Genomic DNA, 15,626 nt, shown 5'->3' with positions numbered 1-15,626 from the left:
TGCCACGCGGCCCTGCGGCGCAGGTGATTCCTGTGCCACAGGGCCGCGTGACACTGGACACAAGCGCTCCACAAACGCAGTGCCAAGGTGGAGCATGGATAGGTGGTTCGCTAAGGTGAACCACGGTAGTCACAAATGCAAGAGAGTTGCCCTGCTGACATAATCACGGCAGTGCAAGTTCCAAGACCAGATGATGCGCGCTGATCGCGTCATCGTTCACGCGAGGGAGCGTTTAAGTGGCCGATCAGGCAACTGCGCAAGAATTCGACATCCTGGTACTCGGTGGCGGCAGCGGCGGATACGCTGCAGCGCTGCGTGCGGTACAGCTCGGCCTCACCGTCGGCCTCGTGGAGAAGGCCAAGCTGGGCGGCACCTGCCTCCACAACGGCTGCATCCCCACCAAGGCCCTGCTGCACTCCGCAGAGCTGGCCGACCACGCCCGTGACTCCGCCAAGTACGGCGTGAACGTCACCCTCGACGGCATCGATATCAACGCCGTCAACGCTTACAAGGACGGCATCATCGCCGGCAAGTACAAGGGCCTGCAGGGCCTGATCAAGTCCAAGAAGGCCATCACCGTCATCGAGGGTGAAGGCAAGCTGCAGGGCACCGACACCATCGTGGTGAACGGCACCGCCTACAAGGGCAAGAACATCGTCCTGGCCACCGGCTCCTACTCGCGCACCCTTCCCGGCCTGGAAATCGGCGGCAAGGTCATCACCTCCGACCAGGCCCTCACCATGGACTTCATTCCCAAGAGCGCCATCATCCTGGGCGGCGGCGTCATCGGCGTCGAGTTCGCCTCGGTGTGGAAGTCGTTCGGCGTGGACGTGACCATCGTCGAAGGCCTGCCCTCCCTCGTTCCCAACGAGGACGCCACGATCGTCAAGAACTTCGAGCGTGCCTTCAAGAAGCGCGGCATCAAGTTCTCCACCGGCGTCTTCTTCCAGGGCGTCGAGCAGAATGACGACGGCGTCAAAGTCACCCTGGTGGACGGCAAGACCTTCGAAGCGGACCTGCTGCTGGTCGCCGTCGGCCGTGGCCCCGTCACGGCCAACCTGGGCTACGAGGAAGCCGGCGTCACCATCGACCGCGGCTTCGTCATCACCAACGAGCGACTGCACACCGGCGTGGGCAACATCTATGCCGTCGGTGACATCGTCCCCGGCGTGCAGCTGGCCCACCGCGGCTACCAGCAGGGCATCTTCGTGGCCGAGGAGATCGCCGGCCTGAAGCCCGTGGTGGTCGAGGACATCAACATCCCCAAGGTCACCTACTCCGAACCCGAGATCGCCACCGTCGGCTACACCGAGAAGGCTGCCAAGGAAAAGTTCGGCGAGGACCAGGTGCAGACCCAGGAATACAACCTGGCCGGCAACGGCAAGAGCTCCATCCTTGGCACCTCGGGCCTGATCAAGCTGGTCCGCCAGAAGGACGGCCCCGTGGTGGGCGTCCACATGATCGGTGCCCGCATGGGCGAGCAGGTGGGCGAGGCCCAGCTGATCGTGAACTGGGAAGCCTACCCGGAGGATGTGGCACAGCTGGTGCACGCCCACCCCACCCAGAACGAAGCCCTCGGCGAAGCCCACCTGGCGCTGGCCGGCAAGCCGCTCCACGGCTGATTTTCGCCAGCATTACCAGGCCCGGTGCACCCGGTCGCGCAGACCGGGTGCACTAGGCTTCCAACAAGGCAGCAACCATTCGCACTAAAGATCAATAAGGAGAACGGGGACGACATGTCTGAATCCGTTAACTTGCCCGCCCTCGGTGAGAGTGTCACCGAAGGAACCGTCACCCGCTGGCTCAAGCAGGTAGGTGACCGGGTAGAGGTGGACGAGCCGCTGCTCGAAGTCTCCACCGACAAAGTAGACACTGAAATCCCCTCTCCTGTAGCTGGCGTGATTGAAGAAATCCTGGTCGCTGAAGATGAGACCGCCGAGGTAGGTGCGCCGCTGGTGCGCATCGGTGACGGCTCCGGCGGCGGTTCCGCACCCGCTGAAGCTCCCGCGGCTGCCCCCGCCGAAGAGGCACCTGCAGCTGCTCCCGCACAGGAAGCACCCGCCGAAGCAGCCCCCGCGCAGGAGGCACCCGCCCAGGAAGCACCCGCTGCAGGCGGCGGCGAAAGCCACGAGGTCACCCTCCCCGCACTCGGCGAAAGCGTCACCGAAGGCACCGTGACCCGCTGGCTGAAGGCCATTGGCGATTCCGTCGACGTTGACGAGCCGCTGCTCGAAGTCTCCACCGACAAGGTGGACACCGAGATCCCCTCCCCCGTTGCCGGCACCCTGCAGGAAATCCGGGTCAACGAGGACGAAACGGCCGAGGTTGGCTCCGTACTCGCCGTCATCGGCTCGGGCGCTCCCGCTGCCGCGGCTCCGGAGGCTGCACCCGCCGCTCCCCAGCAGGAAGCCCCCAAGCCCGCACCGGCAGAGTCCGCTCCCGCGCAGACCGCTCCCGCCCAGGCTGTTCCTGCCCAGCAGGCCCCTGAGCAGGCTGCACCGCAGGCTGCCCCGGCTCCCGCCGCCCAGGCTCCCGCTGCTCCGCCAGCCCAGGAAGCAGCTCCGGCCGGCGGATCCGACTCCGGCTACGTCACCCCCCTGGTCCGCAAGCTTGCCAACCAGCACGGCGTGGACATCTCCAGCCTCTCCGGCACCGGTGTTGGCGGCCGCATCCGCAAGCAGGATGTCATCGCCGCCGCCGAGGCCAAGGCTGCCCCCGCTCCCGCCGCTGCTCCGGCAGCAGCCCCCGCCGCGTCCGCCCCGGCTGCAGCCGGTGCAGCCTCGTCGCTGCGCGGCACCACCCAGAAGGCTCCCCGCATCCGCCAGGTCATCGCCCGGCGCATGCGCGAGTCGCTGGAAATCTCCACCCAGCTGACCCAGGTCCACGAAGTGGACATGACCAAGGTCGCCAAGCTTCGTGCCCGCGCCAAGAACTCGTTCCAGGCCCAGAACGGCACCAAGCTGACCTTCCTGCCTTTCATCGCCAAGGCAGTTGCCGAGGCCCTCAAGCAGCACCCCAAGCTCAACGCTGCCTACGACGAGGAAAAGCAGGAGATCACCTACCACAACGCCGAGCACCTGGCGATCGCCGTCGACACGGACAAGGGCCTCCTGGTTCCGGTCATCGCGGACGCCGGTAACCTGAATCTCGCCGGCCTGGCCGGCAAGATCGCCGACGTTGCTTCCCGCACCCGCGACGGCAAGATCGGCCCGGACGAACTCTCCGGCGGCACGTTCAGCATTACCAACATCGGTTCGGTTGGAGCGCTGTTCGATACCCCGATCATCAACCAGCCGCAGGTCGGCATCCTGGGCACCGGCGCCATCGTCAAGCGCCCCGTGGTGGTTGCTGACGAAAACGGCGATGACTCGATCGCCATCCGCTCCATGATGTACCTGTCCCTGACGTACGACCACCGCCTGGTGGACGGCGCCGATGCAGGCCGGTTCCTCCAGACCCTGAAGGCACGCCTGGAGGAAGGCGCGTTCGAAGCGGACCTGGGACTGTAACCAACAAAGGGTCCAACGACGGCGGCGCCGGCGCGGGTGGGAAACCTCCCGCAGCCGGGGCCGTCGTCGTCGTTTAACCCAAACTCCCGCCAGCCCGCCGCAGTCCGGGAACCGCGTGGCTTTGCTACAGGCGGTAGAAATGACTGGCTAAGCTGGAGCCATGAACATTCTCTTCAACATCCTGGTCTTCCTGCACGTCGTCGGGGCCGCCATGATCGTGGGCTACTGGATTGCCACGATGCGGACCCCCACCGTGCATCCGCGCCAGCGTGACGGCGCCTTCCTGCAGCTGCTCACCGGCATCGCCATGATGGGCATCCTCCCGTTCCTGCCGGACTCCAATCCGAACTACGCCAAGCTGGGCATCAAGTTCGTCATCGCCATCGTGGTGGCAGTCCTGGCGGTCATCGGCTCACGCAAGGTCAAGAACGGGCAGCCCGTCTCCACCGGACTCGCGCACGGCGTCGGTGGCCTGGCGCTGCTTAACATCGCCATTGCCACCATCTGGCAGTAAGCCCATGACGGGGAGCCGGTCATAATCCTCTGAGAGCGGACAACCCGTGCACCGGGGGTGGCTGGTCCCTAGGATGGGAAACGGTGGGGCCGGCAGCGGCTGCCGGCCCCGGATCGAACCGACGTTGAGGAGAGACATGGCTACAACACGCAACGCCCACACTGTATGGACCGGAAGCCTGACCGAGGGCTCGGGCAACACCACCCTGGACAGCTCGGGCCTGGGCACCTTCGATGTCACGTGGAAGGCCCGCACCGAAGCTGCCGGCGGCAAGACCAGCCCGGAAGAGCTCATCGCCGCAGCCCATTCAGCCTGCTTCTCCATGGCCTTCAGCCACGAACTGAGCCAGGCCGGCTTCACGCCCGAGGAGGTCAACACCAAGTCGGAGGTTGGTTTCCAGCCGGGCACCGGCATCACCGGCAGCCACCTCACCCTCAACGCCCGCATCCCCGGCATCTCGCAGGACGAGTTCCAGCGCATTGCCGAGGCCGCCAAGAAGGGCTGCCCCGTATCCCAGGCCCTGGCCGGCATCGAGATCACCCTCGACGCCACGCTGCAGTCCTAGCAGTCCCGGGCCCACCGGCCCTGCACAACGCGAAGGCCCTGTCCTTCCGGGAAACCGGAAGGACAGGGCCTTTTTGTTGTTCCTAGCGTCCCTGCGGGCGGGCCGGCAGCGGCGCAGGCAACAGCTTGCGGTAGCCGGAGCGGGCCGGCGGCCGGTCCGTGGGCAGCTCCTGGATCATCTCCTTGAGCGCCCCGATGCCGTATTCCAGCTGGGGATCGCGACCGGCCGCGTAGGCGTGCGGCGGGTAGGTCACTTCGATGTCGGGGTCAACGCCGTAGTTCTCCACGCTCCAGCCAACGCCGCCGCTGAACCAGTTGGCATAGCGGGGCTGGGTGACTCCGGTGCCGTCCGCCAGCGCAAACCGGTTGTCGATGCCCACCACACCGCCCCAGGTGCGCGTGCCGATGACCGGCCCGATGCCCCTGAGCTTTGACACCTGGGTGATGATGTCGCCGTCGGATCCGGCAAACTCGTCAGCCAGGATGATCACCGGCCCCCTCGGCGCGTGGTGCGGGTACGTGCGCGGCTTCTCCCCGCGCGGCATGCTCCACCCGGTCACCTTGCGGCCGATCAGTTCCGCGACGAGCTGCGAGGTGTGACCGCCACGGTTGCGGCGTACGTCCACGATGAGGCCGTCCAATGCTGTTTCCGTGTCGAGGTCACGGTGGAGTTGCGCCCAGCCGTTGGCCATCATGTCCGGGATGTGCAGGTAGCCAAAGGTTCCGTTGGAGGCTTCACGGACGGTCCGCCGGTTGCCGGCGACCCATTCCTGGTAGCGGAGGCGCTCTTCATCCTTGACAGGCACGACGGCGACCCGGCGTTGGGTGCCTTCGGCAGCACCGTGCCCGGAACCGTTGAGGAGGGTCAGCTCCACCGCGCGGCCTGCCGCTCCCACCAGCTGCATGGCCGGGGTGGTGCTTTCGGACAGCGGGACACCGTCAATCGCCAGCAGGATGTCCCCCGCTTTGGCGCCTACACCGGGCCTGGTCAACGGGGAGGTAGCCAGCGGATCGGAGGACTCGCCGGCCAGGATCCGGGTGATTTCCCAGCCATTGGCCGTGTGCGCGAGGTCGGCACCGAGGCGGCCCTGTCCACGGCTGCCGCGTTCGGTGACGGCGGCCGGACGAACGTAGGCGTGGGACGTTCCCAGTTCGCCGTGCAGTTCCCACAGCAGGTCCACCAGGTCGTCATGCGAACCCAGCCGTTCCACGATGGGGCGGTAACGGGCGTGGATGGAATCCCAGTCCTGCCCGGCCATGTCTTCGGTCCAGAAGAAGTCGCGCTGCAGCCGCCAGGCTTCGTCGAATGCCTGGCCCCAGACGCTGAGCGGGTCCAGCAGGACGCGGATCCGGCCCAGGTCAACCTTGACCAGCTTGCCCGATTCCTCGTCCGCCTTGGCGTCCGAAGGCACCACGGTCACCTGCTTGTCGGATACCAGCACCACCTTGCTGCGGTCACCGGTCAGCCGGTAGCTGTCAACTGCATCGACCAGCGTGGTCTGCTTCCGCCGGACGATGTCGTAGCGGACCAGGCCTGGGCGGGCGTCCTTGTCCTCCTGGCTGGCCTTTCCGTCGCCGGTCACACCTGCCAGGACGGAATCGAGCCAGAGGAGTGCGCCGTCGACGGCCGCCAGCGAGCTGTAGTTGCCCTGCGGAACCGGAACTCCGATGACGCGGTGCGCCAGGCCCTCCGCATCCACTCGGACGCCAGGAGTGTCCTTCTCCCCTGCCTCGCCCTCGTCCGTGCCCTCCGCGTCCGCTTCCGGCTCCCCGCCGGCGGGGTCAACCGATGGACCGAAGGGCGACGGCGTGTCAGCGGCGAGTGCCACCAGGTACGGCTTGATGGGGCTGGGGAAGGAGAGGTCGAACGAATGCCCGTCGTACACGGGGTCGAAGCTGCGGTTGGACAGGAAGGCGAGGAACTTGCCGTCTGGAGTGAAGGCCGGTGAGGCATCGCGGAAGCGGCCGTCGGTGACGTCCACGGGGTCGGCGTCGAGCCGCTCCACAGTGGCCAGCCGAAGCCGGCTGCGCGAGCCAAAGGACGTGACGGGCTCGGACCACGCCAGCCAGCGGGAGTCCGCAGACCATGCCAATTCGGAAATACTGCCTTCACCGATGCTGGCCACCGGGCTGAGGTGGCCGCTGCGGGTGTCCAGGACGTGCACGTCGCCGAAGGAGGTCCCAAGGGCAATCCACCGGCCATCCGGGCTGGGTTCGAGGGAACTGGCGCGCGAGGGCGTGGGAACAGTGATGCCTGCCTCTACTGCGGGCGGCAGGGCCTCCGCGGCGGTGGCCGTATCCTGTGGCGCAACGTCGGCCTGCTGCTCGTCGTCTGCCGGAGCGTGTGCTGCACTTCCCGCCAGCACCGCAGCCCCGGCTGCAGGAACGGGCTGGGGCAGGCTGACCGTTTCCAGCCCCTGGATGTCCTGCTTTTCCGCGTCCGGGGAATCGGGGGCTACGGCTGGAGCGCCGGACTTGCCGCTCCCTGCCGCCACCTGGGCAGCGGTGTGCGGCACGGGCGCTGCGATGTCCTTGATGTGGATGGCTTCAACACCGCCGTGATCGGCGATGTAGGCGATCCGGCCGTCGCCGAGGGGCCTGGGCAAGCGGCCCCGCACTCCGGGCGTTGCCTCGACGATCCGGGACGGCCCATCCTTGTGCCGCAGCCAGGAAATGGTCCCGTGCGATTCCACCGCGCTGGCGGCCCCTGTTGTGTCCGGGGCAACGGCGCCCAGGTGCTTGACGGCGTCGAGAAGGGCAGGACGCCTGGTCTGCGAGGCCGAGCCGAGGGTGATATCCAGCTTTTCCGCCTCCGAGCCGAGGTCCGGGAGTACCCAGAGTTCACCGGCGGACTCGAAGATGACGCGTTTGCCGTCGGTGGCGGCGTGCCGGACGTAGAAGTCCTGGTGGTCGGTGTGCCGGCGCAGGTCTTTTCCGTCGGGAAGCACCGAGTACAGATTGCCGTAGCCTTCGTGATCGGACAGGAAGGCGATCCGGCCGTCCACCCAGAGGGGGTCGGTGAGGTTGCCGTCAAGGTCGGGAAGGAGGCGCTCGAACTCACCGTTGCCGTCGCGGTCGATCCACAGCTTCCCGGCCGTGCCGCCGCGGTACCGCTTCCACCACGCCGGTTCCCGGGACAGCACGCTCGCCAGCACCACGGGGCGTTCATCGCCTACTTCGGGTCCATACGCCACTGACTCCACCGGGCCATAGGGAAGTTCCTGCGCCCAGCCGCCTTCAAGCGGAACGCTGTAGGCGTGGGTGTGCCGGCTTTCAGCCTGGCGGAAGGCGCTGGTGACCACCACGGCGCCCCCGGCGGTGAATCCCTTGACCTTTGTAGTGCTGTGGCCAAAGTACGTGAGCTGCCTGTACCCGCCGCCGTCGACCTCTGCTGACACCACCTCCGGAGCCGTTCCCTGCACCACGGTCCACACCAGCCGCTTGCCGTCGGGGGTGAATCGCGGGTTGCGGGCAGGCAGCTGGAGCGACGAGACGCGCCAGGCACGGCCGCCGTCCAGGGGCGCAATCCACACGTCGTCCTCGGCCACGAAAGTGACCAGATCGCCGTGCAAATGCGGGAAACGGAAGTAGCTCGAAGAGGTCATCGTTCGATCATAGTCAACCCCTCCCCTGCCCCGCGGGAGGTACACAACCCGCGCTGGCGTGGTGTGATGGACCATGCACATTGTCATGGCCGGCGCCTCCGGGCTCATCGGCACCTCCATGTCCGCAGCCTTTCGCGATGCAGGCCACTCCGTGGTGACCCTGGTCCGGCGGCCACCTGCCGGCGCAAGCGAAGTCCGCTGGGATCCAGCGGCGGGCGTCCTCGACCCCTCGTCACTGGCCGGCGCCGACGCCGTGGTCAACCTTTCCGGCGCCGGCATCGGCGACAGGCCCTGGACGCGGAAGCGGGTGGAGGAGCTGTTCAGCTCCCGGTTGGGCCCCACCAGGACCTTGGTGCAGGCCATGGCGCGCATGGATACGCCGCCGAAAACCTTCATCAGCCAGTCGGCGTCTGGTTACTATGGCGACGCCGGCAATACGGTCCTGCGCGAGGACGCACCTGCACGTTCCGGCACCTTGGCGCAGATCTGCGTCGAGTGGGAGCAGGCGGCGTTGTCGGCGCCGGCAGGTGTGCGCGTGGTGCTGGCACGCACGGGGGTGGTCTTCAGCCGTTCGGGCGGAGCGCTTGGCAAGCTGCTGCCACTGCTGCGGCTGGGCGTTGGCGGGCCCTTTGGCAACGGACGCCAGTTCTGGCCTTGGGTCACCCTTCCGGATGTTTCGGCTGCCTTCCTCTTCCTCCTCGACTCCACGGTCTCCGGTCCGGTCAACGTGACCGCACCTGAGCAGGCTGACGTCAACACGATTGTCGCGGCCCTGGCCCGCGCCCTGCACCGGCCTGCCGTGTTGCGCGTTCCGGCGCCTGTGCTGCGCACAGTGATGCCGGGCCTGGGCGAGGAGCTCCTGCTGTTCAGCCAGCGGATGGAGCCGGCAGCGCTGTCATCCGCCGGTTTCCGGTGGCAGCACGGGAGCCTGGAGGAGGCGGCACGCTGGGTGACGGCCAAGGACGGCCGGGCCTAGCTGAACTGACCCCGGTTGGAGGGTGGCGGCCTTCCGCCGGAAGATGCGCCGTCCGGCAGGAATCACTGCCCGGCAAGAATCACTGCCCGGCAAGGATCTCGCTGACGCGCCACTGGCCGTCCACGGAGACCAGGACCAACCGAAGGGGCTGCGGCCGGCTGGGTTCCCCGGTGGCAAGCACACTGTTCTCCGCGTTGACCGTGCTGTAGCCGGAGGTGGCGGACACCAGCCGGACGACGGCATGGTCCCGGGTGGCACCGCCTTCCGTTGCCACCTCGGCGAGTGTGGTGGTGAAGCCGGCCAGGCGGTGCCCGGTGGGGCGGAGCTGCGAGGCGATGCGCTCATCGGCTGCAGCTGCCGCGGAGTCTGGCGCGTTCACGTCCGCCAGCAGCTCAAGCCGGCCGCTGCTGAATGCGTGGTCCCGCAGCGCCGCCAGGCCCTCCACAGCAACGGCGGGATCAGCCGCAAGGGCCTCCTGCCTGGCGCGATCAACCGGCGCGGCGGCTCCTGTTCCTCCGTCCGAAGCGGTTTCGGTCGGGCGCGCAGCTGCCGGCAGCGAACCCGTTGCGGCAGTTTCTGACCACGGCGGCTGTCCGACGGCTGACAGCCACCACAGTCCGGCAGCCGCTGCGGCGATAGCCGGCAGGAGGGCACGTACCAGAGTCCTGGCCCGGGTCCTCCGCCCGGTTACGTGCCCGTCGGCGTGTTTCCCGTGGGGGACGGCGACGGGTCTTCCAGCATGTTTCCCCTGCGGCACAAGCGCGGCTTTCTTATCGACAGGCGGCAGTTGCTGGCCCATGGGCTGGCGTTTGGACCGGCCCGCGGGCGGCATGCCGGATGACAGGGTAAAGGACAAGGCGCTCCAAGGGGACGTCGCGATGCGGCGGCGCAAAGCCTGCAGTTTGGTCCGGATACCGCCGCCCTTTGTACCAGGGGCAATGCGCCGCCGCGTCAGCAGCTCAGGCAGGACTGTGGGGTGTACGGCATCGGAGAGGTCCACCGGCTCCGGATCTGCACTGCGGTACACAGCCGTAGCCAGTGCCACTGCATTGGGGCGCAGCCGCCGGTCCTCGTTCAGTCCTGCTTCCAGGGCTGCCGCGAGCTCCTTGGGGACGCCGGGAACCAGGAGGGACAGCGGCGGGCGGTCAGCAGTACGGCCGGGTGCAGCACCTGTCAGGCAGAACCAGCCAAGCGCGGCAGCGGAGTAGACGTCGCGTTCAGGCTGCAGTCCGGCGCGGACGGCATCGACCGGGGACGGATCAAGGAAGCCGGCCGTCCCTGCAGTCTCCGGACTGGCAGGATCCCCGAGCATCCGGGCAAAGCCCAGGTCCGACAGCATGGGTTTGCCCTGCCCGGTAAACAGTACGTTCCCTGGGGAGACATCGGAGTGGGTAAACCCCTTGCCGTGAAGGTAGCCCAGGGCCTGTGCGATGGGCGTCAGGACGGTGACGGTCTCGCCCACGGTGAGCCTGCCACGGGCCGCGACCAGCCGCGCCAGGGAGCCTCCGGCAGCGTAGTCCATGGTCAGCGCCGTGCCGCCGCCCGCATCGCCAATGCGCACGGCGTCATGGGCGCTGATCAGGTGCTGGTGGTCCAGGACCGAAAGGATCCGGATCTCCCGCCGCATTTCCTCCTCGGTGATGGCAGCGCTGCCCCTCGTCCTGCTGCCGGCGGTCCGGAAGTACTTGAGCGCTACATCCCTGCCGGTCCGCCGTTCCCTGGCCAGCCACACGTCTGCGCTGCCGCCCCGTCCCAGGAGCCGGCCGACGTCGTAACCGGGGACCTCAGGTGCCTGTGCATCGTCCATGGTCCATGTCTAGCCGAATCCCGGCCCGGCTGCAGAAGTTATCCACAGCCTCGATTGCAGCAGTCACAATGGGGACGGCGGTGAGCTTGGACACTAAACCGGGCCAGCCCGGCTGCGGGGTCTAAGCTGGATGCCATGACTCTTGAGTTTTCACAGCTGGGTCTTGCCCCCAACTTTGTTGATTACATGGAAGGCTGGGATGCCCAGCGCGAACTCCATGACAAAGTTGTCGCCGGAGTTGCCCCCAGCACAGTCCTGCTTTTGGAGCACGCCGCCGTCTACACGGCCGGCAAGCTGACAGAGGACCATGAGCGCCCGTTTGACGGCACACCGGTGGTTCCGGTGGACCGCGGCGGCAAGCTCACCTGGCATGGGCCGGGACAATTGATCGCTTACCCCATCCTGAAGCTGAAGAACCGCTCCGGCATCCGGGATTATGTGGAGCGCCTGGAAGAAATCATGATCACCGTGCTGGCGGATTACGGCATCAAGGCAGAGCGCATCAAAGGGCGGGCCGGCGTGTGGATTAAGGCAGATGCCAAGGGCCCGGACCGCAAGATCGCGGCCATCGGCATCCGCGTGCTCAACGGCGTCACCATGCACGGCGTGGCGATCAACTGCAGCAACGACCTGGCACCCTACGGGCAGATCATTGCCTGCGGAATCACCGACGCCGGGGTGACCACCATGTCCCTGGAAACGGGGCGGGAGATCACGCCCGCGGATATCGTGGACCGGTTCGTAGCGGAATTCCGCAAACATGAAGAAGCATTGGTTTCGAGCCCTGAAGGAGCTCTACTGTGACATTGGCACCTGAAGGCCGGAAGATGCTGCGGATCGAGCAGCGCAATGCTGCGGTCCCGGTGGAGCGCAAACCGGAATGGATCAAGGCCAAGGTCCAAATGGGCCCCGAGTTCGTAGGCCTGAAGAACCTGGTGAAAAAGGAAGGCCTGCACACCGTCTGCGAGGAAGCCGGCTGCCCCAACATCTTCGAATGCTGGGAAGACAAGGAAGCCACCTTCCTGATCGGCGGCTCCGAATGCACCCGCCGCTGCGACTTCTGCCAGATCGACACCGGCAAACCCTCACCCCTGGACCGGTTCGAACCCACCAAGGTGGCCCGCTCCGTCCAGTCCATGCAGCTCCGCTACGCCACCGTCACCGGCGTCGCCCGCGACGACCTCGAAGACGAAGGCGTGTGGCTCTACGCCGAAACCGTCCGCAAGATCCACGAACTGAACCCCGGCACCGGCGTCGAACTGCTCATCCCCGACTTCTCCGGCAACCCCGAGCACATCAAAGCGATCTGCGACTCCAAACCCGAAGTCTTCGCCCACAACGTCGAAACCGTGCCCCGGATCTTCAAGCGCATCCGGCCCGCGTTCCGCTACGACCGCTCCCTGGACGTCATCACCCAGGGCCGGGCCCATGGGATGGTCACCAAATCCAACCTCATCCTGGGCATGGGCGAAACCCGCGAGGAAATCTCCGAAGCCCTCCGCGACCTCCACGAAGCAGGGTGCGACCTGATCACCATCACCCAGTACCTGCGCCCCTCCGAACGGCACCTGCCCGTGGACCGCTGGGTCAAACCCCAGGAATTCGTCGACCTCCAGCACGAAGCCGAAGAAATCGGCTTCCTCGGCGTCATGTCCGGCCCCCTGGTCCGCTCCTCCTACCGCGCCGGCCGCCTCTGGGCCACCGCCATGCGCAAAAAAGGCCGCGACATCCCCGCCGAACTCGCCCACATCGCCGACGGCATCCAGGACTCCGGCACCACCCGCCAGGAAGCCGCCACCCTCCTGGCCGCCCACTCCTGACCTCGGTTTCTTGAACTGGCCAAGGGCCGGACGCTGGAAGATTCCAGCGTCCGGCCCTTGCGTTTAAGTCACGTAGAATTGAGGCACTATGGCGAAATCCCCTGACTCCAGCAACTCCTCCTCCGCGGGCTCAAGCGCGGTGAAGCGCAGCATGTTCACGCGCAAGCCGAAGGAAGCAAAGGCCAAGAAGCCCAGCAGGCTCAAGCAGATCGGCGAGGTCTTCACCATGACCCGCCGCCACGACCCCATGGTTCCGTGGCTGATGCTCCTGGTCTTCCTGGGCGTTGTGGCTGTGAGCTTCCTGGTGGGCTTCTGGCTGGACAACTGGATCACCGGCCTGATCATCGGCATTCCGCTCGGCCTGCTGGCCGCAACCTTCATCCTGTCCCGGCGCGCCGAACGTGCCGCGTTCGCGCAGATCGAGAACCAGCCCGGCGCCTCCGGCGCTGCCCTGGGAACGCTCCGGAGGGGCTGGATCACCGAGGAACAGCCGGTCGCTGTCAACCCGCGCACGCAGGATGCCGTGTTCCGTGCGGTTGGCCGTCCCGGCGTCGTCCTTGTCAGCGAAGGCCCCACCCACCGGGTGAAGCCGCTGCTCGATGCTGAGCGCAAGCGCTTGGCGCGTATCCTCCCCAACGTTCCCGTGCACACGATCCAAACCGGGCGCGGCGAGGGGCAAGTGCCGCTGAGCCAGGTGGCCAAGCAGATGGGCAAGATGAAGAACGAACTGACCAAACTGGAAGTCAGCACCGTGTCCAAGCGCATCGCGTCCATGGGCAACAGGCTTCCCATTCCCAAGGGCATCGATCCCTACAAGGCCCGTCCCAACCGCGGGCGCTAGCCACGAGGACGCCCCGGTACCGGCACAGCCGGCCGCCGGGGCGTTTTTTCTTGCGCCCGGGCCTCATCCGAAATCAAGCTACGACAGGACTTAGACCATGCGCCTCAGGACATCCGTGATCCGCATCTTCCGCATCCTCGCCATCGCCGAGGCTTGCAGCTGGGCCGCGCTTCTGGTGGGAATGTACTTCAAGTGGATTGCCGGCACCACGGAGCTTGGTGTCGAAATCGCCGGGCCTGTCCACGGTGCGCTGTTCATCGGCTACGGGGTCGCCGCGCTCACGCTGTGGCGCCTGCAGCGCTGGCCGTTCCTGGTGGCTGCCCTGGCTGGCCTTTCCGCGGTCTTCCCGTTTGCCACCATCCTTTTTGAACGCTGGTCCGGCCGGCGCGGCCACCTAACAGCTTCACCAGTGGAAACGGCCGACGCTGGCCTTGAGCCCAGCCGGGCGTAGCCGAAAAGGACCCCGTAACTTGGAGTCGGTTAAGACAGGAAAGGATCCGGTGAAGGGCAGCCAGGGCCGCCGTCGGGTGGTGGCAGTCCTCTCCCTGCTCGGGGCCACGCTCTTCTGGGCGGGCAACTACGTGGTGGGCGCCGGCGCGGTCCAAAGCATCGACCCCCTGAGCTTGGTGTTCCTGCGGTGGGCCATTGCGCTGGTGCCGCTGCTGGTAATTGCCCAGGTGGTGGAGCGGCCGTCCTGGCGGTCCGTGCTGGCCGCGTGGCCCTGGCTGCTCGCGTTGAGCGTCTGCGGCCTGCTCGGCTACAACCTCCTCCTGTACTTGGCCCTGGAGCATACGGACGCGTTCAACGCATCGCTGATTAACGCGTTCAATCCGGCGCTGATCACGCTGGCCGCCGCGGTCTTCCTGCGCGAACGGCTCACCCCGCTGGCGGTGGCGGGCGTCCTGATGGCTCTGGCGGGCGTCCTGGTGGTCATCAGCGGAGGGAACGTAGGGCGCTTGATGGACACCGGTTTCGGCACCGGTGAGGTACTCATGGTGGGCGCCATCATTGTTTGGACGGCTTATACCATCACCGGCCGCTTGGCACCGAAGATTCCGCCCATTACCGCGACTGCGGTCCAGGCAGCGGTGGTCGTGGGCATTCTGGGCCCGGTCCGCTTCGCCACGGGCGGCCTGGCGCTTCCCTCGACGGGCAACGCGCTGGCATCACTGCTCTTTATCGCCATCTTCCCGTCAGTGCTGTCCTACCTGCTGTGGAACCGGGCCCTGACGGTCCTGCCTGCGGCCGGTGCGGGCGTCTTCCTCAACCTCATCACCGTCTTCACCGCGATCCTGACAACCCTCGCCGGACAGGTCCACACGATCGCCCAACTGGTGGGCGGCGCCGTCGTCATCGCCGGCGTAGTGGTGACCAACGCTCCGGCCTTCCGGCGGCAGGGACGGGCCAGGGAACGGCCGGAGGCGTAAGCGGGACCGGCTAGCGCCGGATCAGGAGCGTGTTCATGGCTTTGTCGTGCAGGCCGCGCTGGTCCGGGTCGAAGATCACGGCAGGGATCACCAGGCACAGAAGCACTGACCTGACCAGGGCCGCGAGTGGGCCAGGGGCACCGCCGCCGGGTTTGATCACAGCAATGCCCATTACGCGGTGGCCGATGCTGTAACCGAGGGTCCCCACCAGCAGGATCTGTTCAATGGCGAACACCGCCAGGGTGGCCCACGAGTCGCCGCCAAAGGCGAAGTTGCTGATGAGCAGTGCGATGCCCCAGTCGATGCAGAGGGCCACGATGCGCCGACCTGCCCGGGCGATGGACCCGGGACCGGACTCCGGGAGACCCAGCCGCTCCCCCGGATATTTCGAGATGCCGGAGGTGTCCGGTCCGCTGAGCCAGGAGCCAATATCTTTGCGATCTACCACCGTCCAAGTTTACCGATCAGGGAAGTATCGACGCGCCCACACTGTGGATGGGAGTCGACCAAAATGTGGACGGACGATAGCGTGGTCATAGCAGGGCATTCTGTAACCTGCCCGA

The 15,626-nt window shown here is 66.7% G+C and carries 13 protein-coding genes; 10 read left to right on the top strand and 3 right to left on the bottom strand.

Going from position 1 to position 15,626, the window contains the following annotated elements; all coding sequences use genetic code 11:
• Nucleotides 1-236 precede the first annotated feature (236 nt).
• The 4 genes from lpdA (at nt 237) to LFT44_RS07645 (ending at nt 4,588) form a co-directional block, all read left to right on the top strand.
• Entirely contained in the window at nt 237-1,622 is a 1,386-nt protein-coding gene (lpdA, locus tag LFT44_RS07660; protein ID WP_236802054.1) for a dihydrolipoyl dehydrogenase, read from the top strand.
• Nucleotides 1,623-1,736: 114 nt separating this feature from the next.
• Complete coding sequence (sucB, locus tag LFT44_RS07655) at nt 1,737-3,509, top strand: 2-oxoglutarate dehydrogenase, E2 component, dihydrolipoamide succinyltransferase (protein ID WP_236802053.1); 1,773 nt, start codon at nt 1,737-1,739, stop codon at nt 3,507-3,509.
• 160 nt (nt 3,510-3,669) lie between these two features.
• A complete protein-coding gene (locus LFT44_RS07650; protein WP_236802052.1) occupies nt 3,670-4,023 on the top strand; it encodes a hypothetical protein in 354 nt (117 codons plus the stop codon).
• Nucleotides 4,024-4,159: 136 nt separating this feature from the next.
• Entirely contained in the window at nt 4,160-4,588 is a 429-nt protein-coding gene (locus LFT44_RS07645) for an OsmC family protein (RefSeq protein ID WP_236802051.1), read from the top strand.
• A gap of 82 nt (nt 4,589-4,670) precedes the next feature.
• On the opposite strand, the gene LFT44_RS07640 is transcribed toward LFT44_RS07645, so the two are convergent.
• Entirely contained in the window at nt 4,671-8,192 is a 3,522-nt protein-coding gene (locus tag LFT44_RS07640) for a S41 family peptidase (protein ID WP_236802050.1), read from the bottom strand.
• Between the two features lie 73 nt (nt 8,193-8,265).
• On the opposite strand from LFT44_RS07640, the gene LFT44_RS07635 reads away from it, so the two are divergent.
• Nucleotides 8,266-9,168 carry a TIGR01777 family oxidoreductase gene (locus LFT44_RS07635; RefSeq protein WP_236802049.1) on the top strand — a complete coding sequence of 301 codons (903 nt, stop codon included), beginning with the start codon at nt 8,266-8,268 and terminating at the stop codon, nt 9,166-9,168.
• A 79-nt stretch (nt 9,169-9,247) separates the two neighbouring features.
• Here LFT44_RS07635 and LFT44_RS07630 read toward each other — a convergent pair whose 3' ends face one another.
• Nucleotides 9,248-10,975: a serine/threonine-protein kinase gene (locus LFT44_RS07630; protein WP_236802048.1), complete on the bottom strand. Its 1,728-nt coding sequence runs from the start codon at nt 10,973-10,975 to the stop codon at nt 9,248-9,250.
• A gap of 135 nt (nt 10,976-11,110) precedes the next feature.
• Between LFT44_RS07630 and lipB the strand changes: the two genes are divergently transcribed.
• The 5 genes from lipB (at nt 11,111) to LFT44_RS07605 (ending at nt 15,063) form a co-directional block, all read left to right on the top strand.
• A complete protein-coding gene (lipB, locus tag LFT44_RS07625) occupies nt 11,111-11,779 on the top strand; it encodes a lipoyl(octanoyl) transferase LipB (protein WP_236802047.1) in 669 nt (222 codons plus the stop codon).
• Entirely contained in the window at nt 11,776-12,795 is a 1,020-nt protein-coding gene (gene lipA / locus LFT44_RS07620; RefSeq protein WP_236802046.1) for a lipoyl synthase, read from the top strand. The genes lipB and lipA overlap by 4 nt, the downstream gene beginning before the upstream one ends.
• Before the next feature lie 88 nt (nt 12,796-12,883).
• Nucleotides 12,884-13,636, top strand: a complete 753-nt coding sequence (locus LFT44_RS07615; RefSeq protein ID WP_236802045.1) for a DUF4191 domain-containing protein — start codon at nt 12,884-12,886, stop codon at nt 13,634-13,636.
• Between the two features lie 97 nt (nt 13,637-13,733).
• On the top strand, nt 13,734-14,087 hold the full coding sequence (locus LFT44_RS07610; RefSeq protein WP_236802044.1) for a DUF3817 domain-containing protein: 354 nt from the start codon (nt 13,734-13,736) through the stop codon (nt 14,085-14,087).
• 49 nt (nt 14,088-14,136) lie between these two features.
• A complete protein-coding gene (locus LFT44_RS07605) occupies nt 14,137-15,063 on the top strand; it encodes a DMT family transporter (RefSeq protein ID WP_236802043.1) in 927 nt (308 codons plus the stop codon).
• A gap of 10 nt (nt 15,064-15,073) precedes the next feature.
• Here the strand turns inward: LFT44_RS07605 and LFT44_RS07600 are convergent, their stop codons facing one another.
• On the bottom strand, nt 15,074-15,511 hold the full coding sequence (locus LFT44_RS07600; RefSeq protein ID WP_236802042.1) for an RDD family protein: 438 nt from the start codon (nt 15,509-15,511) through the stop codon (nt 15,074-15,076).
• Between the last annotated feature and the right edge of the window lie 115 nt (nt 15,512-15,626).

This window comes from Arthrobacter sp. FW306-05-C (assembly GCF_021801725.1).
In the GTDB taxonomy this organism is placed as follows: Bacteria; Actinomycetota; Actinomycetes; order Actinomycetales; family Micrococcaceae; genus Arthrobacter.
This window is presented reverse-complemented; position numbering and strand designations above follow the sequence as displayed.